Origin of the sequence: Streptomyces sp. Qhu_M48 (assembly GCF_051305195.1) — a bacterium.
Classification (GTDB): domain Bacteria; phylum Actinomycetota; class Actinomycetes; order Streptomycetales; family Streptomycetaceae; genus Streptomyces.
Genome location: NZ_CP195432.1, coordinates 578,322 through 601,252, shown reverse-complemented (window position 1 = coordinate 601,252; position 22,931 = coordinate 578,322). Strand labels below are relative to the sequence as shown.

The 22,931-nt window shown below is 71.0% G+C and carries 21 protein-coding genes and 1 tRNA gene; 14 read left to right on the top strand and 8 right to left on the bottom strand.

Features of this window, described 5'->3' with window-relative positions; all coding sequences use genetic code 11:
* Nucleotides 1-7: 7 nt before the first annotated feature.
* The gene (locus ACRRSS_RS03075; RefSeq protein WP_435975236.1) at nucleotides 8-1,006 is read right to left on the bottom strand and encodes an SMI1/KNR4 family protein; all 999 of its coding nucleotides are present in this window, start codon (nucleotides 1,004-1,006) and stop codon (nucleotides 8-10) included.
* Nucleotides 1,007-1,273: 267 nt separating this feature from the next.
* Here ACRRSS_RS03075 and ACRRSS_RS03070 point away from each other — a divergent pair, with 267 nt between their 5' ends.
* Nucleotides 1,274-1,786: a YwqJ-related putative deaminase gene (locus ACRRSS_RS03070; protein WP_351897529.1), complete on the top strand. Its 513-nt coding sequence runs from the start codon at nucleotides 1,274-1,276 to the stop codon at nucleotides 1,784-1,786.
* Nucleotides 1,787-1,796: 10 nt separating this feature from the next.
* Nucleotides 1,797-2,288 carry an SUKH-3 domain-containing protein gene (locus ACRRSS_RS03065; protein WP_435969674.1) on the top strand — a complete coding sequence of 164 codons (492 nt, stop codon included), beginning with the start codon at nucleotides 1,797-1,799 and terminating at the stop codon, nucleotides 2,286-2,288.
* Nucleotides 2,289-2,372: 84 nt separating this feature from the next.
* On the opposite strand, the gene ACRRSS_RS03060 is transcribed toward ACRRSS_RS03065, so the two are convergent.
* Nucleotides 2,373-3,701 carry a sensor histidine kinase gene (locus ACRRSS_RS03060; RefSeq protein WP_435969673.1) on the bottom strand — a complete coding sequence of 443 codons (1,329 nt, stop codon included), beginning with the start codon at nucleotides 3,699-3,701 and terminating at the stop codon, nucleotides 2,373-2,375.
* Between the two features lie 129 nt (nucleotides 3,702-3,830).
* Here ACRRSS_RS03060 and ACRRSS_RS03055 point away from each other — a divergent pair, with 129 nt between their 5' ends.
* From ACRRSS_RS03055 to ACRRSS_RS03020, 8 genes are all read left to right on the top strand, one after another.
* Complete coding sequence (locus ACRRSS_RS03055; protein ID WP_435969672.1) at nucleotides 3,831-4,691, top strand: hypothetical protein; 861 nt, start codon at nucleotides 3,831-3,833, stop codon at nucleotides 4,689-4,691.
* Nucleotides 4,692-4,704: 13 nt separating this feature from the next.
* A tRNA-Gln gene (locus ACRRSS_RS03050) sits at nucleotides 4,705-4,776 on the top strand.
* A gap of 105 nt (nucleotides 4,777-4,881) precedes the next feature.
* Nucleotides 4,882-6,330 carry a bifunctional UDP-N-acetylglucosamine diphosphorylase/glucosamine-1-phosphate N-acetyltransferase GlmU gene (gene glmU / locus ACRRSS_RS03045; protein ID WP_435969671.1) on the top strand — a complete coding sequence of 483 codons (1,449 nt, stop codon included), beginning with the start codon at nucleotides 4,882-4,884 and terminating at the stop codon, nucleotides 6,328-6,330.
* A 121-nt stretch (nucleotides 6,331-6,451) separates the two neighbouring features.
* Nucleotides 6,452-7,426: a ribose-phosphate diphosphokinase gene (locus tag ACRRSS_RS03040; RefSeq protein ID WP_030216703.1), complete on the top strand. Its 975-nt coding sequence runs from the start codon at nucleotides 6,452-6,454 to the stop codon at nucleotides 7,424-7,426.
* A gap of 261 nt (nucleotides 7,427-7,687) precedes the next feature.
* Nucleotides 7,688-8,275: a 50S ribosomal protein L25/general stress protein Ctc gene (locus ACRRSS_RS03035; RefSeq protein WP_435969670.1), complete on the top strand. Its 588-nt coding sequence runs from the start codon at nucleotides 7,688-7,690 to the stop codon at nucleotides 8,273-8,275.
* Between the two features lie 117 nt (nucleotides 8,276-8,392).
* Nucleotides 8,393-8,989 carry an aminoacyl-tRNA hydrolase gene (gene pth, locus ACRRSS_RS03030; protein WP_435969669.1) on the top strand — a complete coding sequence of 199 codons (597 nt, stop codon included), beginning with the start codon at nucleotides 8,393-8,395 and terminating at the stop codon, nucleotides 8,987-8,989.
* A 41-nt stretch (nucleotides 8,990-9,030) separates the two neighbouring features.
* The gene (locus ACRRSS_RS03025; protein ID WP_435969668.1) at nucleotides 9,031-9,474 is read left to right on the top strand and encodes a hypothetical protein; all 444 of its coding nucleotides are present in this window, start codon (nucleotides 9,031-9,033) and stop codon (nucleotides 9,472-9,474) included.
* 148 nt (nucleotides 9,475-9,622) lie between these two features.
* Entirely contained in the window at nucleotides 9,623-10,525 is a 903-nt protein-coding gene (locus ACRRSS_RS03020; protein ID WP_435969667.1) for an LPXTG cell wall anchor domain-containing protein, read from the top strand.
* A gap of 84 nt (nucleotides 10,526-10,609) precedes the next feature.
* On the opposite strand, the gene ppc is transcribed toward ACRRSS_RS03020, so the two are convergent.
* The gene (gene ppc / locus ACRRSS_RS03015) at nucleotides 10,610-13,339 is read right to left on the bottom strand and encodes a phosphoenolpyruvate carboxylase (protein ID WP_435969666.1); all 2,730 of its coding nucleotides are present in this window, start codon (nucleotides 13,337-13,339) and stop codon (nucleotides 10,610-10,612) included.
* 237 nt (nucleotides 13,340-13,576) lie between these two features.
* Between ppc and ACRRSS_RS03010 the strand changes: the two genes are divergently transcribed.
* The 3 genes from ACRRSS_RS03010 (at nucleotide 13,577) to ACRRSS_RS03000 (ending at nucleotide 17,150) form a co-directional block, all read left to right on the top strand.
* Nucleotides 13,577-14,560 (top strand): acyl-CoA desaturase, encoded by a 984-nt coding sequence (locus tag ACRRSS_RS03010; protein WP_435969665.1) that lies wholly within the window; start codon nucleotides 13,577-13,579, stop codon nucleotides 14,558-14,560.
* Entirely contained in the window at nucleotides 14,557-15,243 is a 687-nt protein-coding gene (locus tag ACRRSS_RS03005; RefSeq protein WP_435969664.1) for a TetR/AcrR family transcriptional regulator, read from the top strand. The genes ACRRSS_RS03010 and ACRRSS_RS03005 overlap by 4 nt, the downstream gene beginning before the upstream one ends.
* A gap of 197 nt (nucleotides 15,244-15,440) precedes the next feature.
* The gene (locus ACRRSS_RS03000) at nucleotides 15,441-17,150 is read left to right on the top strand and encodes an FG-GAP repeat domain-containing protein (protein WP_435969663.1); all 1,710 of its coding nucleotides are present in this window, start codon (nucleotides 15,441-15,443) and stop codon (nucleotides 17,148-17,150) included.
* Nucleotides 17,151-17,229: 79 nt separating this feature from the next.
* Here ACRRSS_RS03000 and ACRRSS_RS02995 read toward each other — a convergent pair whose 3' ends face one another.
* Nucleotides 17,230-18,060, bottom strand: coding sequence for a trans-aconitate 2-methyltransferase (locus tag ACRRSS_RS02995; protein ID WP_435969662.1), 831 nt, complete (start codon nucleotides 18,058-18,060; stop codon nucleotides 17,230-17,232).
* Nucleotides 18,061-18,223: 163 nt separating this feature from the next.
* Between ACRRSS_RS02995 and ACRRSS_RS02990 the strand changes: the two genes are divergently transcribed.
* On the top strand, nucleotides 18,224-18,721 hold the full coding sequence (locus ACRRSS_RS02990) for a MarR family winged helix-turn-helix transcriptional regulator (protein WP_351897504.1): 498 nt from the start codon (nucleotides 18,224-18,226) through the stop codon (nucleotides 18,719-18,721).
* On the opposite strand, the gene ACRRSS_RS02985 is transcribed toward ACRRSS_RS02990, so the two are convergent.
* From ACRRSS_RS02985 to galT, 4 genes are all read right to left on the bottom strand, one after another.
* Nucleotides 18,680-19,480: a LuxR C-terminal-related transcriptional regulator gene (locus ACRRSS_RS02985; RefSeq protein ID WP_435969661.1), complete on the bottom strand. Its 801-nt coding sequence runs from the start codon at nucleotides 19,478-19,480 to the stop codon at nucleotides 18,680-18,682. The two genes, ACRRSS_RS02990 and ACRRSS_RS02985, sit on opposite strands and share 42 nt — an antisense overlap.
* A 274-nt stretch (nucleotides 19,481-19,754) precedes the next feature.
* Nucleotides 19,755-20,894 carry a galactokinase gene (gene galK / locus ACRRSS_RS02980; RefSeq protein ID WP_435969660.1) on the bottom strand — a complete coding sequence of 380 codons (1,140 nt, stop codon included), beginning with the start codon at nucleotides 20,892-20,894 and terminating at the stop codon, nucleotides 19,755-19,757.
* Nucleotides 20,891-21,865, bottom strand: a complete 975-nt coding sequence (galE, locus tag ACRRSS_RS02975; RefSeq protein ID WP_435969659.1) for a UDP-glucose 4-epimerase GalE — start codon at nucleotides 21,863-21,865, stop codon at nucleotides 20,891-20,893. The genes galK and galE overlap by 4 nt, the downstream gene beginning before the upstream one ends.
* Nucleotides 21,862-22,905, bottom strand: coding sequence for a galactose-1-phosphate uridylyltransferase (gene galT, locus ACRRSS_RS02970; protein WP_435969658.1), 1,044 nt, complete (start codon nucleotides 22,903-22,905; stop codon nucleotides 21,862-21,864). The genes galE and galT overlap by 4 nt, the downstream gene beginning before the upstream one ends.
* Between the last annotated feature and the right edge of the window lie 26 nt (nucleotides 22,906-22,931).

Genomic DNA, 22,931 nt, shown 5'->3' with positions numbered 1-22,931 from the left:
AGCCCACTCACTCCCCCACCGGGACCACGGGCACCGCACGCGCGAAGCCGCCGTCCACCATCAGGTTCGCCACCGTCTCCAGCTCCGGGGGATTGCCCGCGAGACGCTGGAGGAACGCGTCGAAATCCGCACCACAGGGCAGCAGCAGGCGCTCCACCCGCTCACCCACCGTCCACCCGGCCGCCACCTCGCCGGAGTCCCGCGCGTCGTCGTACGCGCAGAACCACACCGAACCGACCGCCTCACCCCGCACCTTCAGCGCGACCAGACCACCCTGGACGAACGCGACACCCAGATAATCCTTGGTCAGATGGTCACGAAGACACTTGTTCACATAGACGAGGTCGTTGACCCCCGCCTCCTCCCGCACCGTGAAGAACGGCTGGTCCACCAGAAGCCCCAGCTCCGCGTCGAGCGCCGCACCCACCGGAGCACACCCACCCGCCGCCCTCAGGAACGAGCGATACGCCCCCGGCAGCCGGTAGCCGAGGTCCTCCTCCACACCCTGAAGCTGCTGCTCCGACACCGACACCAGCCCCTTCGGCAGCCCGAAGTGCGCCGGCCGGGTCTCCTGCAAGGGGCGCGTACCCCGCTTCGCATGGTCCACGGCAGCCGTCGCCACCCCGCCGTGATGCCGCAGCAGAGCCTTCACCTCGACCGGGACCAGCTCCATCCGACGACTGCGCGCCACGTGGTGCCAGGTCCAGCCATGCGGCGTCGCCACCGCCGGAATCGTGTCCCACAGCTCATGGCCCGTCGCCGCCATCGCCGCGTTCGCCGACACGTAGTCCGTGAGCCGCAGCTCATCGACGCCGAAACCCTCCGGCGGGTCGGCGATCTCCGCCGCCGCACGCGCGTACGGCGAGAAGTCCGGATGCCCGAACTCGTCCACCCGCACCCCCCTCGGGTGACGGGAAGCCCGGACCGGATCCGGGAAGTGCACGACCTGCCCGGCGTAGGCCGCGTTCGGTGGCGCGGTGTCCTGCCCGAGCCGACCTGTCGTCATTGCGGTTGCCCCCTGCACTGGCGTCGCTGACTGCTACTACCCGCAGCCACTGGCTGCTCCTGACTGATGCCGCACAGCCTATGCGCTGCCACAAGAGGCCGAACCGGCCCGATCCGACGGTGACCAACTGTCACGACGCCATGACAGGTACACCATGATTCCGACACACCGAAGCCGCGTTTCGGCGCCCCAGCTTCCCCATATGGCTCCCTATTTGGCAGGCTGTCCACGCAACTCGGGGGATTGCAGGAGGGGAAGACCAGCACCATGCACGCAGCACCCACACCCACACAGGGTGACCCACGCCTCAACTGGAGCAGCAGCGCCGACACCACACGCGCGCCCTTACTGCTACAGCGCCGCGACGGAATCCTCCCCACCGTCGGGGCCGCCCTCTCCGTGCGCGGCGAGACCCTCACGTGCACCGCGGGCCGCGGCGACCGGCCGCCCACCCTGCACGCCCTCGTCCAGGACTTCCTGGACACCCTCACCAGCGGGCAGCGAGAACGCTTCACCGGACGATGTCCCGAAGCGATCCTCCTCTCCCGGCACCTGACCGCCACCGAGAACGGACGCTCCAAACGCGCCCAGCGCAAACCACTCACCCACGGCGAGGCCCGCCGCTCCCTCAAGCACGCCAAACTCACCGCCCGGCGCATCCGCGAGGACGGCGACCCGCTGCACGGCAGCTACGCCGCACCCTGCCGCTCCTGCACCGCGATGCTCGCCCACTTCGGAGTACGCGCGGTCGACCCCACCACGCCTGTCGAGAACGGCTGACCGCACCCCCATGCCCGACCACCTCAGCACCACCCGCTTCCCGGTCAACGTCGACGCCGCCCTCCGCGAGGCCGGCTGGCAGCCCGGCCGCTGGGACATCAAGCTCGCCGAAGAATGGGCCGACACCCTGCGCGCCCACCTCTCCCCCGCCGGCCACCGGCACAGCGTGTTCCCCGCCGCCGTCGAGGCCTGGGCCGAATTCGGCGGTCTGCGGATCACCGCACCCGGCCACGGGCGACAGATAGCGCCCGCGGCCGTACGCTTCGACCCGCTCGCCGGCCTCCACCTCTCCCGCAGCCTCGCCGACCTCGGACGAGCCCTGGAGACGGAACTCGCCCCGCTCGGCGAAGAGGGCGACCACCAGGCGATCCTCGCCATGGACATCGAAGGACGGGTCTACAGCCTCGACCACGCGGGCGACTGGTACCTCGGCAAGGACATCGACACGGCCCTCTCGACCCTGATCACGGGCGCCCAGCCGCCCCGCCTCACAGCGGGGTAGCGCCACCCGCCGGGCCGCGCGGCCGGCACCACCCCGGAGGTCAGCCGGCCGCCCTCGCCACCACCACGGGCCCCACCGGACAGGTCAGCCGACCGCCACCGTCGGCAGCACCGCCGACACCTTGAACCCGCCCGCCTCGGTCGCCCCCGACACGAACACGCCCCCGAGCCGCAGCACCCGCTCCCGCATCCCCACCAGCCCGTTCCCGCCACTCGGCAGGCACACGGCGACCGCACCGGAATCCGACGGACACGGGCCGTTCTCCACCTGCATCGCGACCTCGGCCTCCCGGTGCGCCAGCCGCACCACGACCGCGGCACCCGCCGCGTGCTTGTGGACGTTGGTCAACGCCTCCTGCACCACCCGGTACGCCGTCCGCTCCACCTCCGGCGGATACGCGCGCGCCTCCCCCACCACCACGAACTCCACGACCGTCCCCGCCAGCCGCGACTGCTCGCACAGAGCCTCCAGGGCGTCCAGACAGGGCCCGTCCTCCGCGGCGGCCTCCGCCGCGGCGGCCGCGGCCCGCCCCACGGCGGCCAACGGAACCGGCGCCGGAGCCACCGGAGCCGCCCCCTCCCGGAGCACGCCCAGCATCTCCCGCAGCTCGGTCAGCGCCTGCCGGCCCATGTCACCGACGAGCGCCGCGTTCCGCACGGCCTTCTGCGGATCCTTCAACGCCACCGCCTGCAACGCCGCCGCGTGCACCACCATCAACGACACCCGGTGCGCCACCACGTCGTGCATCTCCCGCGCGATCCGCGTGCGCTCCTCCTGCCGCGCCCACTGCGCCCCCTGCTCCGCCCGGTCGGCGAGCAGCGACAGCTCCTGCTCCAGGCTGTCGGCCCGTTCCCGCAGGCTCTCCATGAGCCGGCGCCTGGCCCCTATGTAGAGGCCGAAGAGAAGGGGAGGCGCGTTGAGCCCGAGCGTCATGAAGAGCGCCACGACCGTCACGTACCAGCCGCCGGGGTCGATGTCCTGCGAGCCGTCGTCGACCTGGGCGACGTCCTGCCGCATCCGCACCACGGTGACGACGAAGACGGCGACGGTCGACATCCCGGCGAGCACGGCGGTGATCCGCCGGGGCACCTCGGAGGCGGCGAGCGAGTAGAGCCCGACGATCCCCATGAGGAAGCCCATCTCGGCGGGCGTGACGGCGATCGACACGAGCACGACCGCGATGGGCCACCGCCGCCGTACGAGCAGCACGGACCCGACGACGAGCCCGAACAGCACCCCGACGGGCACGGGAAGCGAGGCCTGGTCGGCGAACGCGATCCCTTCGAGCCCGCACTCCAGCGCGGACACCAGGGCGAGCCCCACGTCGAGGACGACACTCCGCCGTCTCCCCCACCACCACCAGCTCTCCGCGTGGACGCCCCCGGCGTCCCGATCCGCCCCCGTTGTGGTCATACCCACCACCCTACGGGCGAGCCCCGGCGAGGGGCGCCCGCCGTCAACACTCCGGACACCAGTCCCTCGAACTGTTGAATCGCCAGAGTTTTCGACCCGGATGTCCGCATTCCGGACGATGGTGTTCGTATGACATCCGAGGTGAGCCGGTACGCCGACTTCGAGGCCCTCCAGAAACAGGCCGTCGCCCTCCGCCGCGAGGGCCTCAGCCTCCGCCAGATCCGCGACCGCCTGCAGGTCTACAACAACGACCTCCTCCACCGCCTGGTGAAGGGCGAGCCACCACCTTCCTGGACGAAGCGCCCGAACGCCAGGGACGACCTCCGCGACCGAGCCCGCGAGCTGCGCCTCCAGGGCATGACCTACGACCAGATCCAGGTGGAACTGGGCTGCTCGAAGAGCTCGATCTCGCTGTGGGCGAGGGATCTGCCGAAACCGGAGCGACGCGATCCCGCCGAGCAGGCGAAACTCGCGGCACGGAAGAGGTGGGACCACGAGCTCAGCATGCGGGACGCCACGCGTCGGCGGACCAAGGACGAGGCGGCCCTTGAGGTCGGAACGCTGTCCGACCGGGAGCTGTTCCTCCTGGGAGTCGGCCTGTACTGGGCTGAAGGCGCCAAGGACAAGCCGTACTCCCGCCGAGAGAAAGTGATCTTCGTGAACAGCGACACAGACGTGATCCGCACGTACCTGGCCTGGCTCGATCTGCTGGGGGTCACGCGCGAGCGTCTGCGATTCCGCGTCATGATCCACGAGTCGGCGGACGTGACCGCCGCGGAGCGGTACTGGGCGGACGTCGCAGGCATCGATACGACGCTGCTCAGCAAGACGACGCTCAAGAAACACAACCCCAAGACCGTCCGCAAGAACGTCGGCGAGACCTACCGAGGCTGCCTGGTCATCTCCGTCCTGCAATGCGCCGAGCTGTACCGGCGGATCGAAGGATGGTGGCGGGGAATCGCGTCCGACGCGCTGGTCCGGCTCAGGTAAGGTCTCGCGTAGATCCGCCGTGGGGTAGCGGCATCCCGCAGGCCTTTGGAGCCTTGAGACGCTGGTTCGAATCCAGCCGGCGGAGCACATCCGGGTCCTGACCGTGACGGTCAGGACCCGCGCTCATGTCCGCCGCCCGGCCCCCCGGTATCCTTCGTGCGTCCACCACCCAAAGCCGAAGGGCATTCCCGTGAGCGCCAACCGCCCGGCAGCCGTCGTCGTCCTCGCAGCGGGTGAGGGCACCCGCATGAAGTCGAAGACCCCCAAGGTCCTCCACGAGATCGCCGGGCGCTCGCTCGTCGGGCATGTCGTGTCCGCCGCCCGGGAGTTGGAGCCCGAGCACCTCGTCGTGGTCGTCGGGCACGCCCGGGAGCAGGTGCGGGGGCACCTGGAGGAGCACTACGCCGGGACCCGTACCGCCGTCCAGGAGGAGCAGAACGGCACCGGGCACGCGGTGCGGATGGCCCTGGAGGAGCTCGGGCGGGCGCCCGAGGGGACCGTGGTCGTCGTCTGCGGCGACACCCCGCTGCTCTCCGGCGAGACCCTGCGGGCGCTGTCCGCCGCGCACGCCGCCGATGGCAACGCGGTCACCGTGCTGAGCGCCGAGGTGCCGGACTCCACCGGTTACGGGCGGATCGTGCGGGACCCGGCGACGGGCGCGGTGACGGAGATCGTCGAGCACAAGGACGCCTCCGACGAGCAGCGCGCGATCAAGGAGATCAACTCCGGTGTGTTCGCGTTCGACGGGCAGCTGCTCGCGGACGCGCTCGGCAAGGTCCGGACGGACAACAGTCAGGGCGAGGAGTACCTCACCGACGTGCTGTCGATCCTGCGTGAGGCCGGTCACCGGGTCGGCGCCTCGGTGGCGGCCGACCACCGCGAGATCCTCGGCATCAACAACCGCGTGCAGCTCGCCGAGGCCCGTGGCCTGCTGAACGGGCGGCTGATCGAGCGGGCGATGCTCGCGGGCGTGACGGTCGTCGACCCGGCGAGTGTGTTCGTGGACGTCTCCGTGACCTTCGAGCCGGACGCGGTGATCCTGCCGGGTACGCAGTTGCTCGGCGGGACGCACATCGGCGAGGACGCCGTGGTCGGTCCGAACACGCGCCTGAAGGACACCCGCGTGGGCAGGGGTGCCCGGGTGGACAACACGGTCGCGGACTCCGCCGTGATCGGTGACAGCGCCTCCGTGGGTCCGTTCGCGTACCTCCGGCCCGGGACCGACCTGGGCAGGAAGGCCAAGGCCGGCTCGTACGTCGAGATGAAGAACGCGAAGATCGGTGAGGGCACCAAGGTCCCCCATCTGTCGTACGTGGGCGACGCCACGATCGGCGAGTACACGAACATCGGCGCCGCGAGCGTCTTCGTGAACTACGACGGCGAGACCAAGCACCACACCACGATCGGTTCCCACTGCCGGACCGGGTCGGACAACATGTTTGTGGCTCCCATCACGATCGGGGACGGCGCCTACACCGCCGCCGGGTCCGTGATCACGAAGGACGTGCCGGCCGGCTCGCTCGCCGTGGCGCGCGGTCAGCAGCGGAATATCGAGGGTTGGGTGGCTCGGAAGCGGCCCGGCAGCGCTGCCGCGCAGGCCGCTCAGGCCACATCGGAGGGATCCGCCGGCGAAAGCTGACCGGAAACAGGTGCGTCGAACTCGGCGTACCGTGATACGTGCACACAAATTCGGCTGGCTCGCACACGCGCACGACAGCTCGTGGATCGCGACCAGACAACACGTCTGAGGAGACAGTGCTGTGACCGGGATCAAGACGACCGGCGAGAAGAAGCTGATGCTCTTCTCCGGCCGCGCCCACCCCGAGCTGGCCGAGGAGGTCGCGCACCAGCTGGGTGTCGGCCTCGTTCCGACCAAGGCGTTCGACTTCGCCAACGGCGAGATCTACGTCCGCTTCCAGGAGTCGGCCCGTGGCGCGGACTGCTTCCTGATCCAGAGCCACACGGCTCCGATCAACAAGTGGATCATGGAGCAGCTGATCATGATCGATGCTCTGAAGCGGGCCTCGGCCCGGAGCATCACCGTGATCATCCCGTCGTACGGCTACGCCCGTCAGGACAAGAAGCACCGCGGCCGTGAGCCGATCTCGGCGCGTCTGGTGGCGGACCTGCTGAAGACGGCGGGCGCGCACCGCATCCTGACGGTGGACCTCCACACGGACCAGATCCAGGGCTTCTTCGACGGTCCGGTGGATCATCTGTCGGCGCTGCCGGTGCTGGCGGACTACGTGGGTGCGAAGGTCGACCGTTCGAAGCTGACGATCGTGTCCCCGGACGCGGGCCGCGTGCGGGTGGCCGACCGCTGGTGCGACCGTCTGGACGCTCCGCTGGCGATCGTGCACAAGCGTCGTGACAAGGACGTCGCGAACCAGGTCACCGTGCACGAGGTCGTGGGTGACGTGAAGGGCCGCGTCTGTGTCCTGGTGGACGACATGGTCGACACCGGTGGCACGATCTGCGCCGCCGCGGACGCGTTGTTCGCGCACGGTGCGGAGGACGTCATCGTGACGGCGACGCACGGCATCCTGTCGGGTCCGGCCGCGGACCGGTTGAAGAACTCCAAGGTGAGCGAGTTCGTGTTCACGGACACGCTGCCGGTGCCGGGTGCGCTGGAGCTGGACAAGATCACCGTGCTGTCGATCGCGCCGACCATCGCGCGCGCGGTGCGCGAGGTGTTCGAGGACGGTTCGGTGACGAGCCTCTTCGAGGAGCACTGAGTCCTGGCGGCACCTTAGGTGTGAGGGCCGTTCCCCGTTCGGGGGAGCGGCCCTTCGTCGTGTTCGGGGGGTTTCGGTGATCGGATTGGGTGGTATGGCGGTGGGCCGGTAGACTGCCGTAGTTGCTCGGCGAGGGAGGCCGTGCCCGTACGGATGTACAGGGTGCCGGCGGTCCGTTATCGACGCGCTCTTCGTAGCAGGCCATCGCCAGTCGTGGCCGGGTGACCACTTTTTTCGTCACCTTTCCACGAGGAGCGCACCATGTCCGAGATCAAGATCGCCGCTACCGTCCGTTCCGAGTTCGGCAAGGGCGCCGCGCGTGCGATCCGTCGTGACGGCCAGGTTCCCGCCGTCGTCTACGGCCACGGCTCGGAGTCGGCGCACGTGACGCTCCCGGCCCACGACCTGGCTCTCGCCCTGCGTACGCCGAACGTCCTGCTCGCCCTGGACGTGGACGGCAAGTCCCAGCTGGCGATCCCGAAGGCCGTCCAGCGCGACGCCATCAAGGGCTTCCTGATCCACGTCGACCTCATCCTCGTCCGGCAGGGCGAGAAGGTCACGGTGGAGATCCCGGTGCAGGCCGAGGGTGAGCTCGCCGCCGGTGGCAACCTGCTGGAGCACGTGCTCGGCACCCTCTCCATCGAGGCCGAGGCCACCCACCTGCCCGAGTCCGTCACGGTCTCCGTGGAGGGCCTGGAGGCCGGTGCCTCCATCCTCGCGAAGGACATCGTCCTCCCGAAGGGCTCCACGCTGGTGACCGACGCCGACGCCGTGGTCCTCCAGGTCCTCTCGGCGCAGGCCGAGGAGCCCTCCGCCGAGGCCGAGGCCACCGAGGGTGACGCGGCCTGAGCCGTAGGCTCTGTCTGACGTGACGGGGTGACGGGCCACGCGGCCTGTCACCCCGTTCTCTGTTCTCCGCTGTTCTCTTTCCCGGTTCCGGTACGTATACGAGGAGACCTGACGCACATGACGGACGACGCGAACGCCCCCTGGCTGATCGTCGGCCTCGGCAATCCGGGGCCGGAGTACGCGGCCAACCGCCACAATGTGGGCTTCATGGTCGTGGATCTGCTCGCGGACCGGATGCGCGGCTCCTTCAAGCGGGCGCAGAAGGCGCAGGCGCAGGTCGTCGAGGGCCGGTTGGGTCCGCCGGGGCCGGGGAGCCGCCGGGTGGTGCTCGCGAAGCCGATGTCGTACATGAACCTGTCGGGTGGCCCGGTGACGGCGCTGCGTGACTTCTACAAGGTGCCGACGGCGAACATCGTGGCGGTCCACGACGAGCTGGACATCGACTACGGCGTGCTGCGGTTGAAGATCGGCGGCGGTGACAACGGGCACAACGGTCTGAAGTCGATGACGAAGGCGATGGGCGCGGAGTACCACCGGGTGCGGTGCGGGATCGGGCGTCCGCCGGGCCGGATGCAGGTGGCGGACTTCGTCCTGAAGGACTTCTCCTCGGCGGAGCGCAAGGATCTGGACTGGTTCGTGGACCGGGCGGCGGACTCGGTGGAGTGTCTGGTGGCGGAGGGGCTGGAGCGGGCCCAGTCGGCGTACAACACGTAGTCCTCTGGCGGTCGGAGCGTACGACTGTACGATCGCGGGTCATGACGCACGTCCGTAACGCCGCCATGGCCCTGGTCGCCCTCCTTCTCGTCGTCGCGGGCGCCTGGGCGTCCTGGAACTCGGCCCAGCACGTCCTGCTCGCCAAGGGGCGGGAGCACGGCACGTTGTCGGTGACCGGCTGTACGGAGGAGACCTGCACCGGCCGCTTCGCCCCGGAGGACCCTTCTTCGACGCGCCGCACGTTGACGGTGGCGCGGTCGGTCGCGGCGGAGCCGGGGGCGACGATACCGGTGGTGGTGAAGCCGGGTACGGACGAGGGTGTGCGCACGGGTTGGGGCGGTGGTCTGCACGCCTGGCTGCCGCTGGGCGGTGCGCTGCTGCTCGCGGCGCCGCTGATCGGCGGTGGTCTGCGGCTGCCGAGGACGGCCTGGTCGGCGGCGGGTGCGGGCGGTGCGCTGCTGGTGGCGGCGTTCTTCGCGCTCTGACCGGCGCCCACCCAGGCTTGGCCGCTTTTCACCTTTCGCCGGCTCAATCGTTATGAGACATCGCGTTAAAGGTCACATAAAGCTACGGATAGGCTGCCTGCCTGCCACCCCCCACGGCATCCCTCATTTCGTAGATGGACGACTGCACATGCGACGTTCCCTCCTTCCCGCCGCGCTCGTCGCGGCGATGGCAGGCTCCCTTGTCCTGGCCCCGGTGGCCTCCGCGGCGGACGGCCCCAAGCCGCTTCCCCTGCACCAGATCAAGGACCTTCCGCTGACCGCGGAGGAGTTCGGCGGCGACGGCGACTGCCCGCCCGTGCCGAACGACAAGGACGGCTGGCACTTCGTGCTGCCGGGCAGCGGTAAGGGTGAGTCCGCCGTCTTCACCAAGCTGACGGTCGAGTTCCAGCCGGGTGGTCTCCAGACCATCACGACCTTCGGACCCCCGAGCGACAAGCACGCCTACGCGACGTCCGAGCCGGGGGCGAAGCTGATCTCCGCGACGGCCGAGGTCGACGGGGTCGTCAAGCAGGGCTGGTTCAACCTGTCCCACACGTGCGCTGCCACCGAGACCGGCGGCAGCACGGGCGAGACCACCACGGGCGGCTCCACCACCGGCGAGACCACCACGGGCGGCTCCACCACCGGCGAGACCACCACGGGCGGCTCCACCACCGGCGAGACCACCACGGGCGGCTCCACCACCGGCGAGACCACCACCGGTGAGACCACCACGGGCGAGACCACCACCGGCGGCACCACCACCGGTGAGACCACCACCGGCGGCACCACCACCGGTGAGACCACCACCGGCGGCACCACCACCGGCGAGACCACCACCGGCGGCACCACCGCGGGCAGCACCAGCACCGGTGAGACCACCACGGGTGAGACCACCACCGGCGGCTCCACCACCGGTGGGGCCGGTGGCGACCTGGCCGAGACCGGTTCCGGCGCGCCCGTCGGCGTCCTCGCCGCCGTCGCCGTGGCCCTCGCGGGTGCCGGCGCCTTTCTGGTGACCCGTCGTCGCACGGTCGGCCGACAGGGCTGACGCACCCCCTCACGACGGTGCCCCCGAGGAGAATCTCCACGGGGGCACCTGCGTATCCGGCGGGCTGCGCCAGCCGGGTGGGTGTCAGCCGGTGTTGCGGAGGCCCGCCGCCACGCCGTTGACGGTGAGGAGGAGGGCCCGTGCGAGCAGGGGGTCCGGGTCCTCGCCGCGTTCGGCGGCGCCGCGCTGGCGGGCGAGGAGGGCGACCTGGAGGTAGGAGATCGGGTCCAGGTAGGCGTCGCGGATGGCGAAGGTCTGCTGGAGGACGGGGTTGGAGTCCAGGAGCTTCTCGCCGCCGGTGATCTTGAGGACTTCGGCGACGGTCAGTGCGTGCTCGGTCTCGATGGTGTCGAAGACGTGCTTGAGGTCGTCGGGGACCAGGGTGTCGACGTAGTGGCGGGCGATGCGCAGGTCGGTCTTGGCGAGCGTCATCTCGACGTTGGAGAGGAAGTTGCGGAAGAAGTGCCAGTGCTCGTACATCTCGCCGAGGACCGGGTCGAGGCCCGCTTCGCGCAGCGCCTTGAGGCCGGAGCCGACGCCGAACCAGCCGGGCACGATCTGGCGGGACTGGGTCCAGCCGAACACCCAGGGGATGGCGCGGAGTCCGTCGAGGGAGACGCCTGAGCCGGGGCGGCGGGAGGGGCGTGAGCCCAGGTGCAGGTCGGCGAGCTGGTCGACGGGGGTGGAGGCGAGGAAGTACGCCGGCAGGCCGGGGTCCTCGACGAGCCGGCGGTACGCGGTGTGGGCGGCGTCCGAGACGGTGTCCATGGCCGCGTCCCAGCGGGCGAGGGCGTCGTCGGACTGGCGGGGCGCGGTGTGCAGGGCGGAGGCCTGGAGCGTGGCGGCGACCGTCAGCTCCAGGTTCTCCCGTGCGAGCGACGGGATGAGGTACTTGTCGGAGATGACCTCGCCCTGCTCGGTCACCTTGATCTCGCCTTCCAGGGTGCCCCAGGGCTGGGCGAGGATCGCGTCGTGGGAGGGGCCGCCGCCGCGGCCGACGGTGCCGCCGCGGCCGTGGAACAGGCGGAGCCGGACCCCGTAGCGGTGGGCGACGTCCCTGAGTCTCCGCTGGGCGCGGTGGATCTCCCACTGGGAGGTGGTGATGCCGCCGAACTTGGAGGAGTCCGAGTAGCCGAGCATGACCTCCTGGACGTCGCCGCGGAGCGAGACGAGGCGGCGGTAGGAGGGGTCGGCGAGCATCCCGTCGAGGATGACGTCGGCGGCCTTGAGTTCGTCGGTGGTCTCCAGGAGCGGCACGATGCCGATCTTGGCCCAGCCGCCGTGGAGGTCGATCAGTCCGGCTTCGCGGGCGAGGACGGCGGCGGCGAAGACGTCGTCGGCGCCCTGGCACATCGAGATGATGTAGGACTCGATGACCTCGGGGCCGAAGCGCTCGAAGGCTTCCTTGATGGTGTGGAAGACGCCGAGGGTCTTCTCGCCGGCGGCGTCGAGCGGGGCCGGGGTCGGGGCGAGCGGGCGGCGCGAGCGGAGCTCCTTGGCGAGGAGCTTCTGCCGGTAGTCGCGCGGCATGTCGGCGTACCGCCAGGACTCCTCGCCGAGGCGGTCGAAGAGCTGCCCGAGGGCGTGGTGGTGGGCGTCGGCGTGTTCGCGGACGTCCATGGTGGCGAGCTGGAGGCCGAAGGCGGAGAGGGTGCGGATGGTGCGGTCCATCCGGCCGTCGGCGAAGAGGGCGCCGCGGTGTTCGCGGAGCGAGGTCTGGATGAGGGTGAGGTCGTGGACGAGCTCGGCGGTGCCGAGGTAGTCGCGACCGTCCTGGTGGGGGGTGCCGGAGGCGAGGCGCTCGCGGGTGTTGACGAGCTTCTGCCGGATGCAGGTGGCCTTGAGCCGGTAGGGCTCCTCGGCGTTGAGGCGCTTGTAGCGGGGGCTGATCTCCGGGAGGAGTTCCAGGTCGCGCTGGAGGGAGTCCAGGAGTTCCTGGGTGGCTCCGGTGTAGCGGATGGAGTTGGAGAGGAGTCCGCGCAGGAAGTCGACGAGTTCGAGGGCGTCGGTGATGCCGTGCTCGTGCTGGAGGATGAGGACGTCCCAGGTCACCTGGGGGGTGACGTTGGGGTTGCCGTCGCGGTCGCCGCCGATCCAGGTGCCGAAGGTGAGGGGGCGGGTGCCGGAGGGCAGTTCGACGCCGACGCGCTCCAGTTCGGCGGCGAGGTCCTCCAGGACGTCGCCGACGGCGCCCGCGTGCAGCTCGTCGAGGTAGTAGATCGCGTTGCGGGCCTCGTCGGCGGGCTCGGGGCGGACGACCCGGAGTTCGTCGGTCTGCCAGATGAGGTCGATGTTCTCGGCGAGGCGGAGGTCGTGGCGGCGCCGGTCGGCCTCGATGACCGGGGTCTCCAGGAGGGCGGCGATCCGGCGCAGCTTGTTGAGGACGGAGCGGCGGGCGGCTTCGGTGGGGTGCGCGGTGAAGACGGGCCGTACGTTGAGGTTCTTGACCGTCTCGCGGACGTGCTCGGGGTCGCCGTCCTTGAGCATGTCGGCGGTGCGGGCGAGGAGGCTGCCCTCGGCGGCGCGCTTCTCGCGCAGTTCGCGGCCTCGGTGAACCTGCTCGGTGACATTCGCGAGGTGGAAGTAGGTGGAGAAGGCGCGCACCAGCTTGGCGGCCGTCTCCAGCTCGACGCCTCGGAGCAGCTCGGCGGCTGCCTCGCCGTCCTCGCGGGTGAGGCTGCGGACGCGCTCGACGAGGTCGAGGAGGTCGTGGCCCTCCTGGCGGACGAGGGTCTCGCCGAGGAGATCGCCCAGTCGGCGGATGTCGGCGCGCAGCTCGGTGCTGGCGGTGGGGGTCTGGTCGGCACTGCTCACAGGTGCGGCTCCTTGCAGTGTTTGGGCACGTCTGGAGAGGTTCTGGAGGCTTGCGGACCGCGCTGTCCGACGCGTCCAGGATATGTGTCCATCCCTCGGACAGCGGCCAGGGTCCTCTCGTGCCCTCTTGCCGCGTGCCACGTCGCTGCCATACTTACGACGCCGTAGGTTACGGAGGCGTAGCCACGGCCGCGTTTTCTCGCACTTTCCCTCACCCTCACCCTCCAGGGGACTCCTATGACCACCAGCCCCGAGGTGACCTCGGCGCCCGAGGCGTCGTCCGGTGCCACGGCTCTGCCCCCCGCCACGCTGGGCGGGGACAGCAAGGGTTCGATCGAGCAGGTCGCGTTGCTGTTCTTCATCGTGGTGCCGTTCGTGGCGCTGCTCGCGGCGGTGCCGCTGTCCTGGGGCTGGGGGGTGAGCTGGCTGGATCTGGGGCTGATGGTCGCGATGTACTTCATCGGCTGTCACGGGATCACGATCGGTTTCCACCGGTATTTCACGCACGGTTCCTTCAAGGCGAAGCGGCCGTTGCGGATCGCTCTCGCGGTCATGGGGTCGCTGGCCGTCGAGGGTCCGCTGGTGCGCTGGGTGGCGGATCACCGCAAGCACCACAGGTTCTCGGACGCGGAGGGTGACCCGCACTCGCCGTGGCGGTTCGGCGAGACGCTTCCGGCGCTGATGAAGGGCCTGTGGTGGGCGCACATCGGCTGGATGTTCGACGAGGAGCGGACCCCTCAGCACAAGTACGCGCCCGATCTGATCAGGGACCCGGCGATCCGGGCGATCTCGCGCCAGTTCCTGTGGTGGACGATCCTGTCGCTGGCGATCCCGCCGCTGGTGGGTGGTCTGGTGACGATGTCGTGGTGGGGCGCGTTCACGGCGTTCTTCTGGGGTTCGCTGGTGCGCGTGGCGCTGCTGCACCATGTCACGTGGTCGATCAACTCCATCTGCCACGCGGTGGGCAAGCGTCCGTTCAAGTCGCGGGACCGTTCGGGCAACGTGTGGTGGCTGGCGGTGCTGTCGTGCGGCGAGTCCTGGCACAACCTGCACCACGCGGAGCCGACGTCGGCCCGGCACGGGGTGCTGCGCGGCCAGGTCGACTCCAGTGCGCGGCTGATCCGCTGGTTCGAGCGGGCGGGCTGGGCGTACGACGTGCGTTGGCCGGCGAAGGAGCGCATCGAAGCCCGCCGCCAGAGCGCGTCCGCAGAAGCGGCATGATGGAGGACGTGGCGATCGACGGCGGGACCGGCAGCACCGGCAGTGGCGAGCAGAAGCCCCGGCGGGGGCGCCGGGTGCGGATGACGGGCGCGGAGCGGCGGGAGCAGCTGCTCGACATCGGCCGCACGCTCTTCGCGGAGAAGGGTTTCGAGGGCACGTCGGTGGAGGAGATCGCGGCGAAGGCCGGGGTCTCCAAGCCGGTGGTGTACGAGCACTTCGGCGGCAAGGAGGGGCTGTACGCGGTCGTGGTCGACCGGGAGATGCGTCAGCTTCTGGACGGGGTGACGGGCGCGCTGACGGCCGGGCATCCGCGGGAGCTTCTGGAGCAGGCGGCGTTCGCGCTGTTGGACTACATCGAGAACTACACGGACGGTTTCCGGATTCTCGTACGGGACTCCCCGGTGGCGCAGTCGACGGGGACGTTCGCGTCGTTGATCAGCGACATCGCCACGCAGGTGGAGGACATCCTGGGTCTGGAGTTCAAGGCCCGTGGTTTCGATCCGAAGCTGGCGCCGCTGTACGCGCAGGCCCTGGTGGGCAGTGTGGCGCTGACGGGGCAGTGGTGGCTGGACGTCCGGAAGCCGAAGAAGGCGGAGGTCGCGGCGCATCTGGTGAACCTGGCGTGGCACGGTCTGGACGGTCTGGAGCCGAAGCCGCGGTTGATAGGGCATCGGAAGAGCTGACCGGAGGGTCGGATTCCCGGTAAAGCTCTGGAGTATGGTGCGGGCGCGAGTAGACTCGCGTTCAACATCCGGGGGGGTGTTCCGGCCGTTTCGAGGTCGTCTCCGCGTGCCTTCTGTCGTGCGCTGACGCCGTTCTGCCCTGTGCGACCCTCCCTGGCTGGTTCTGTCGAACCTCTGATTCCCTGGGGGGGATCTTCTTGTTCTTCCCGCATTCCAAGCGTGCGCGCCGGGTCGCCGGCTGCACCGCTCTCGCCCTCTCCGCGGGCATGCTCCTGGCGGGCCCCGCGTCCGCCGACTCGCCGGCGCCGCGCCCGTCCGTGGAGAAGCCCGCCGCGGTCTCCACCGTTCCGTCGGGGCGGTTCCTGCCGCAGGACGGTGCCCGGTCCGCCGGGGCCGCGGGCGCCACGGCGACCCTGCCGTCGCGTGCGGACTTCGACGGCGACGGCCGTACCGACCTCGTCTTCCGTACGGGCGACGGCAAGGTCTGGACGTCGACGACCACGGGCAACGGCTCGGAGTTCGTCTCGACCGACGAGTTCGTCAAGGACATCGTGCCGATCGGCGACCAGGACGCGAACGGCGGCCGTCCCGAGGTCCTGACGCTGACCAAGTTCGGTCGTCTGTCGGTCTACGGGGACGCGTCCCCGTCCTACGCCGGTCTCCGCTGGTCCGGGGCCGGCTGGGAGATCTACAACAAGATCTTCTCGCCCGGTGACCTCAGCGGTGACGGCCGTGCGGACGTGCTGGCCCGTACGCCCGCCGGCGAGCTGTACGTGTACGTCTCGACGGGCGTGTACAACGCCCCGTTCCACGCCCGCAAGCTGGTCGGCAAGGGCTGGACGGCCTACGACCAGCTGGTCGGTCTCGGCGACAGCGACGGTGACGGCCGGGGTGACTTCCTCGCCCGTACGCCCTCCGGCGCCCTGTACTACTACGGCAGCACCGGCAACCCGCAGACGGTGAAGGGGCGCAAGCAGGTCGGCCACGGCTGGCAGGAGTACAACCAGATCGTCGGCATCGACGACGACAACGGCAACGGTGTCGCCGACCTCGTCGCGCGCGGCTCGGACGGCACGCTGTGGATCTACTACGGCACGGGCGGGGGCAACTTCACGGCCCGCAAGCAGGCCAGCGACGGCGGGGGCTGGGCGGGCGCGGCCCAGCTGGGCGGCGCGGGCAACGTGCCGACGCACGGCAAGGAGGGTCTGCTGGCCCGCGACAAGGCCGGCACGCTCTTCTGGTACAGCCCGACGGGCACGGGCAAGCTGACCCCCCGCCAGCAGGTCAGCAGCGACGGCGGCTGGGCCGGGGCGAACATCTTCGAGGTCAACTCGCTGGGCCGCGACAACGTCTCCGACACCCTGGAGATCTACGACGGTCGTCTCCACGGCGGCGACACGGACTTCGGCGGCGGCTGGGGTGCCGTCAACCTCATCGCGGGTCCGGGCGACCTGAACGGTGACGGCACCGGTGACTTCGTCGCCCGGGACCGTTCCGGCGTCCTGTGGCTGTACCGGAGCAACTACGACGGCACGGCGCTGCACGCGCGCGTCAAGGTCGGCTCCGGCTGGGGCGCGTACGACCGGATCGTCGGTTCGGGCGACCTGAGCGGCGACGGTCTGAACGACCTGGTGGCCCGTGCCAAGGACGGCACGCTCTACCTGTACCAGGGCACCGGCCAGGCCGGTTCCGCGTTCAAGCCCCGCGTCCGGATCGGCGGCGGCTGGAACGCGTACCCGAAGCTGGTGGCGCCCGGTGACATCACGGGTGACGGCAAGGCCGACCTGCTCGCGGTGAACGCGGGCGGCGAGCTGTTCCGCTACTCGGGCCAGGGTGAGGCGGGCCAGGTCTTCAAGCCGCGCGTCTCGATCGGCCGTGGCTACCAGATCTACAACGGTCTGTACTAGTCGTTCCGAGCACCACGGCATCACGGCATCACGGGGAACGCCCCGCACCGGAACTCCGGTGCGGGGCGTTCCGCGTCGGTCAGAAGCTCTTGCGGGCGACGGCGAAGACGCGGCGGAAGGGGAAGACCGTGCCGTGCGGGCCCGGCGGGTAGGCCTCGCGGAGCAGGGCGCGGTACTGGCCGAGGAAGGCGTCGACCGCCTCCCGGTCGTCGCCCAGGGTGGTGAGGACGGGCCGCAGGGCCGTGCCCTTGACCCAGTCGAGTACGGGGTCCTCGCCCTGGAGCAGCTGGCAGTACGTGGTCTCCCAGACATCCGTCTCGCAGCCGAGGTCGGTGAGGCGGGTGAGGTAGTCGGCGGTGTCGAGGATGTGGACGAAGCGCCGGCCCTGTTCGCCGAGGCGCTCGCGCCACTCGGGGGTGTCGCAGAGTTCGCCGAGCAGGGCGTGGCTGGGCGAGGTGAAGTTTCCGGGGACCTGGAAGGCGAGGGTGCCGCCGGGGTGGAGTCCGTCGATCCAGGCGGCGAAGGACTCGGGGTGGTTGGGCACCCACTGGAGGGCGGCGTTGGAGACGATCAGGTCGTAGGGCTCCTCGGGGGTCCAGTGCGCGGCGTCGGCGGTCCTGAAGTCGATCCAGCCGCCGCCCCGGGTGGTCCCCGACCACTCCTTCTCGGCGGTCTCCAGCATGGCGGGCGAGAGGTCGAACCCGGTGATGTGCGCGTCGGCCCACCGGTCGGCGAGGAGGGCCGTCACGTTGCCGGGTCCGCAGCCGAGGTCGGCGATGCGGGCGGGGCGGTCCTGGGCGGGGAGGTGGGGTATTCGGGCGAGGAGGTCGAGGAAGGGCCGGGTGCGGTGGCCGGAGTGTCGGAGGTACTGCTGCGGATCCCACGTGGGTGCGGATTCCACGGAATGCATGTGCGAAGCCCCCTTGCTGGCACGAGTTGCCGAAGCGGAACGGCGTTCCGGCCGGGTCCCTTCCCCATAGTCCAGAGAAATATTTCTTGATATCAAGATACTCTACATCGAGAGACTCGACATCAAGAGACTTTATGTCAACAGACCCTTTACACTGATCGTCATGGAGGACGAGGTCGACCGACTGGTCGCAGCATGGCGCCGCGAGCGCCCCGACCTCGACGTGGAACCGCTCGAGGTGCTCAGCCGCGTCTCGCGGCTCGCCCGGCACCTCGACCGCGCCCGTCGGCTCGCCTTCTCCGAGCACCAGCTGGAGCCCTGGGAGTTCGACGTCCTCACCTCCCTGCGCCGGGCCGGAGCGCCCTACCAGCTCTCCCCCGGCCAGCTCCTGACCCAGACCCTGGTCACCTCCGGCACCATGACCAACCGCATCGACCGGCTCACCAAGAAGGGCCTCGTCGAGCGGCTCCCCGACCCCAGCGACCGCCGCGGGGTCCTGGTCCGGCTCACGCCGGAGGGACGCGACCGCGCCGACGAGGCGCTCGCCGGCCTCCTCGCCCAGGAGCGCGCCATCCTGGCGCAGCTCTCCCGCGCCCAGCGCGGCGAACTGGCCGCGCTGCTACGCCAGCTGACCGCCCCGTTCGACAACGTCCCCGGCTAGCCGCGCCAGCGGCACCTCGCCCAGCTGGGCCGGTCCCACGCCCGCCCGGCGCGCCAGGGCCACCGCGGCCAGCGTCGAGTGCACGCCCAGCTTCCCCAGCACGTTCTGCATGTGGGTGCGGACGGTGTGCGGGGAGAGGAAGAGGCGCTCGGCGACCGCCTTGCGGCCCAGGCCCGCGACCATGCAGCGCAGCACCTCCCGCTCGCGCGGGGTCAGCGACTCCACGAGCCGCTCGCTGTCCGTCCGGTGCTTGCGGGCCGCCGTCAACTCCCGCAGCACGCCGGTGAGCAGCGCGGGCGGCAGATGCGTCTCGTCCCGCAGCACCCCCCGGACCACGGCGAGCAGCCGCTGGAGGGAGCAGTCCTTCGCCACCCAGCCGCAGGCCCCGGCCTGGAGGGCGAGCGCCGCCCGGTGCGGATCGTCCCTCTCGGCGAGGACCACCGTGCGGACCGCGGGCTGGACCCTGCGCACCCCCGCCACCAGGGAGATCCCGTCGACGGCGCCCTCGGCGTCGTCCGGCACGGCGCGGGCCACGGCCGTCCCCGGGAGGGCCACGCCGAGGTCGGCGTCGACGAGCAGCACGTCGAACCTGCGTCCCTCGGCCGCGGCGCGGTCCAGGCAGCGCAGGGCGGCCGGGCCGCTGCCGGCGGCGGCGACGTCGACATCGGGCTCGGCCGCGAGTGCGGCGGCCAGCGATTCGGCGAAGACGCGGTGGTCGTCCACCACGAGGACACGGATACGTGCCACGGACACTCCCAAGTGTCGAGGAACGGACCCGACGCGGGTACGGCGCCGGGGGCGGGTCCGTCGTTCGCGCGGCCGCCGCCGTGCGTTGACTGTTACCCCGCTTCCGGCGCCGTACCCGAGCGGGTCTCGACCCCTGAACAGCACCGGCCCCCACCGGCGCTGCCCCTCAGAGTAGGGGCGGGGCGTCGCGGTGGGGGCCGATTCGCGGAACTGTCCGAAGTCGTACCGGCGTACGCGGGATCTCGGGGGCGTGGCGCGGAGGTGCCGGGGCGCGGGGGCGGGAGGCTCAGAGGCGGCGCGCGCCCGCCGAGGGGACGGCCGGGAAGATCCCGGGAGTGGCGTATCCGGCCTCGGCGAACGCCTTCCCGACGGCGGCGGCGACCGTGTCCGCCCGGTCGGTGTCGACGAGGACGAGGGCCGAGCCGCCGAAGCCGCCGCCGGTCATCCGGGCGCCGAGCGCCCCGGCGGCGTTCGCCGCCTCGACGACGAGGTCCAGTTCGGGGCAGGAGACGCGCAGGTCGTCCCGGAGGGAGGCGTGGCCCTCGGTGAGGACGGGGCCGACGGCCCGGGTGTCCCCGGCGTCGAGGAGTGCGAGCGTCCGTTCCACGCGCGCGTTGTCGGTGACGACGTGCCGTACGTAGCTCCGCACCCTCGCGTCGTCCAGGAGTGCGAGGGATGTGGGGAGAAGCACGGCGCTGACGTCGCGCAGGGTCTCGACTCCGAGCGCCCGCGCACCGGCTTCACACCCGGCGCGCCTTTCCGCGTACGCGCCGTCCCCGAGCGCGTGCTTCACGCGGGTGTCGACGACGAGCAGCCGCAGCCCCTCGCGGGCGAGGTCGAAGGGGACCTGACGGTAGGAGAGGTCCCGGGTGTCCAGATGGAGGGCGTGGCCCTCCTCGGCGCAGGCGGAGGCCATCTGGTCCATGACCCCGCACGGCACGCCGACGAAGGCGTTCTCGGCGCGCTGCGCGAGCTGGGCGAGCTCGGGCCGGGAGAGCCCGAGCGCGAACAGGTCGTTCAGGGCGAGCGCCGTGACGACCTCCAGGGCCGCCGAGGAGGAGAGCCCGGCGCCGGTCGGCACGGTCGAGGTGAGGTGGACGTCCGCGCCCGTCACCGGGTGTCCGGCCTCCCGCAGCGCCCAGACGACCCCGGCGGGGTAGGCCGCCCAGCCGCCGCCGGAGAGCGGTTCGAGGGCGTCCGCCTCCAGCTGGACGATCCCGCCGTCGATGTCGGCGGAGTGCAGGCGCAGGACTCCGTCGTCACGGCGGGAGACGGCGGCGACGGTGGTGTGCGGCAGCGCGAGCGGCAGTACGAAGCCGTCGTTGAAGTCGGTGTACTCGCCGATGAGGTTGACCCGCCCGGGGGCGGCCCAGACCCCGTCGGGGGCGGCGCCGTACAGCGCCTCGAAAGCGGCCACGACGCTCATCCGCGTCCTTCCGTGTCCTGTCGGCGGGCGAAGGCCCAGGCGTCGGCGACGACATCGGCCAGGTCCGGGCGGGACGGCGTCCAGCCGAGCCGCTCGCGGGCGGCGTCGGCGGAGGCGACGAGGACCGCCGGGTCTCCGGCGCGGCGCGGGGCGGTGATCTCCGGGACCGGGTGCCCGGTGACCCGCCGTACGGTCTCGACGACCTCGCGGACGGAGAAGCCGTTGCCGTTGCCCAGGTTGCAGATCAGGTGCTCGCCCGGGGTCATGGCGTCGAGCGCCAGGAGGTGGGCCTCGGCGAGGTCGGCGACGTGGATGTAGTCGCGGACGCAGGTGCCGTCCGGGGTCGGGTAGTCCTCGCCGTACACGGAGATCGCGTCGCGCCGGCCGAGGGCGACCTGGAGGACGAGCGGGATCAGGTGCGACTCGGGCGCGTGCCGCTCGCCGAGCGAGCCGTACGCCCCGGCGACGTTGAAGTAGCGCAGGGAGACGGCGGCCAGGCCGTGGGCGGTGCACTCCCCGCCGATCATGTGGTCGACGGCGAGCTTGCTCGCCCCGTAGGGGCTGGTGGGGGCGGTCGGCGCGGTCTCGGTGACCGGCACGGTGGCCGGCTCGCCGTAGGTGGCGGCGGTGGAGGAGAAGACCAGCCTGCGGACCCCGGCGGAGCGCATGGCGGCGAGCAGCGCGACGGTGCCGCCGACGTTGTTCTCCCAGTACTTCTCGGGGTGGACGACGGACTCGCCGACCTGGGAGAAGGCGGCGAAGTGCAGGACGCCGTCGTAGGTGCCGTCGAGCCACTTCCCGGCGTCCTGGATCCGTCCCTCGACGAACTCGGCCCCCTCGGGGACGGCTTCGGCGAAGCCGGTGGAGAGGTCGTCGAGGACGGTGACCCGGTGGCCCCGCTCCAGGAGGTGGGCGGCGACCACGCTGCCCACGTATCCCGCCCCGCCCGTCACCAGATACCGCCGCGTCATGCGCCTGCCACCTCTCGGAGTCGTCGGGCCGCGTCTTCCGGCCTCACGTCGTTCATGAACGCCCCCATGCCGGACTCGGTGCCCGCGAGGAACTTCAGTCTGCCGGGGGCCCGCCGGACGGTGAAGAGCTCCAGGTGCAGGCCGAAGTCCTCGCGCCGCGGGTCCGTGAACGGCGCCTGGTGCCAGGCGGCGATGTAGGGCGTCGGCGGTTCGTCCGGACCGAAGATCCGGTCGAACCGCCCCAAGAGTTCCAGGTAGACCTGTGCGCACTCTGTGCGGGCGGCCCCGGCGAGGGCGAGGAGGTCGGGCACCCGCCGCTTGGGGTGGAGGTGCACCTCGTACGGCCAGTGGGCGGCGTACGGCACGAAGGCGATCCAGTGCTCGGTCTCCAGGACCACCCGCTCCGCGTCGGCGCGCTCCCGTTCGACGACGTCGTCGAAGAGGTTCCGGCCGGTCTCGGCGCGGTGCTCGTCGATCCGGCGGCGCATGGCGGCCGTCCGGGGGGCGACGTAGGGGAAGGCGTAGATCTGGCCGTGCGCGTGGGGCAGGGTGACGCCGATCTCCGCGCCGCGGTTCTCGAAGCAGTAGACCTGCTCGATGCCGGGGAGCGCGGAGAGCGTCGCGGTGCGGTCGGTCCAGGCGTCGAGGACGAGGGAGACCCGTTCCTCGGTGAGGTCGGCGAAGGAGAGCGTGTGGTCGTCGGTGAAGCAGACGACCTCGCAGCGGCCGACGCCGCCGGAGAGGGAGGGGAAGCGGTTCTCGAAGACCGCCACCTCGTAGCTCTCCTCGGGGATCTCGCTCTCGCGTCCGCCCCGGGCGGGGCAGAGCGGGCAGGCGTCGGCCGGCGGGTGGTAGGTGCGGGCCTGCCGGTGCGAGGCGACGGCGACGGGGTCGCCCGTGAGCGCGTCGTACCGGATCTCGGAGCGGGAGACGACGGGGGTGAGGGGGCGCGGGTCCACGGCACCGCGGACGGTGTCGTCACGCGTGTCGTAGTAGATGAGCTCGCGTCCGTCGGCGAGCGTGGTGGCGGTCTTCTTCACGGGGGTGCCCTTCGGCAAATCCAACA

Excerpts from the sequence above, each read along its gene's own strand:
- ACRRSS_RS03035 (WP_435969670.1), top strand. The coding sequence starts at position 7,688 with ATGTCCGAGATCAAGATCGCCGCTACCGTCCGTTCCGAGTTCGGCAAG.
- ACRRSS_RS02990 (WP_351897504.1), top strand. The coding sequence starts at position 18,224 with ATGGAGGACGAGGTCGACCGACTGGTCGCAGCATGGCGCCGCGAGCGC.
- ACRRSS_RS03010 (WP_435969665.1), top strand. The coding sequence starts at position 13,577 with ATGACCACCAGCCCCGAGGTGACCTCGGCGCCCGAGGCGTCGTCCGGT.
- ACRRSS_RS03020 (WP_435969667.1), top strand. The coding sequence starts at position 9,623 with ATGCGACGTTCCCTCCTTCCCGCCGCGCTCGTCGCGGCGATGGCAGGC.
- ACRRSS_RS02995 (WP_435969662.1), bottom strand. The coding sequence starts at position 18,060 with ATGCATTCCGTGGAATCCGCACCCACGTGGGATCCGCAGCAGTACCTC.
- ACRRSS_RS03055 (WP_435969672.1), top strand. The coding sequence starts at position 3,831 with ATGACATCCGAGGTGAGCCGGTACGCCGACTTCGAGGCCCTCCAGAAA.
- ACRRSS_RS03070 (WP_351897529.1), top strand. The coding sequence starts at position 1,274 with ATGCACGCAGCACCCACACCCACACAGGGTGACCCACGCCTCAACTGG.
- galK (WP_435969660.1), bottom strand. The coding sequence starts at position 20,894 with ATGAGCGTCGTGGCCGCTTTCGAGGCGCTGTACGGCGCCGCCCCCGAC.
- galE (WP_435969659.1), bottom strand. The coding sequence starts at position 21,865 with ATGACGCGGCGGTATCTGGTGACGGGCGGGGCGGGATACGTGGGCAGC.
- ACRRSS_RS03065 (WP_435969674.1), top strand. The coding sequence starts at position 1,797 with ATGCCCGACCACCTCAGCACCACCCGCTTCCCGGTCAACGTCGACGCC.
- ACRRSS_RS03075 (WP_435975236.1), bottom strand. The coding sequence starts at position 1,006 with ATGACGACAGGTCGGCTCGGGCAGGACACCGCGCCACCGAACGCGGCC.
- ACRRSS_RS03060 (WP_435969673.1), bottom strand. The coding sequence starts at position 3,701 with ATGACCACAACGGGGGCGGATCGGGACGCCGGGGGCGTCCACGCGGAG.
- ACRRSS_RS03025 (WP_435969668.1), top strand. The coding sequence starts at position 9,031 with ATGACGCACGTCCGTAACGCCGCCATGGCCCTGGTCGCCCTCCTTCTC.
- ACRRSS_RS03005 (WP_435969664.1), top strand. The coding sequence starts at position 14,557 with ATGATGGAGGACGTGGCGATCGACGGCGGGACCGGCAGCACCGGCAGT.
- pth (WP_435969669.1), top strand. The coding sequence starts at position 8,393 with ATGACGGACGACGCGAACGCCCCCTGGCTGATCGTCGGCCTCGGCAAT.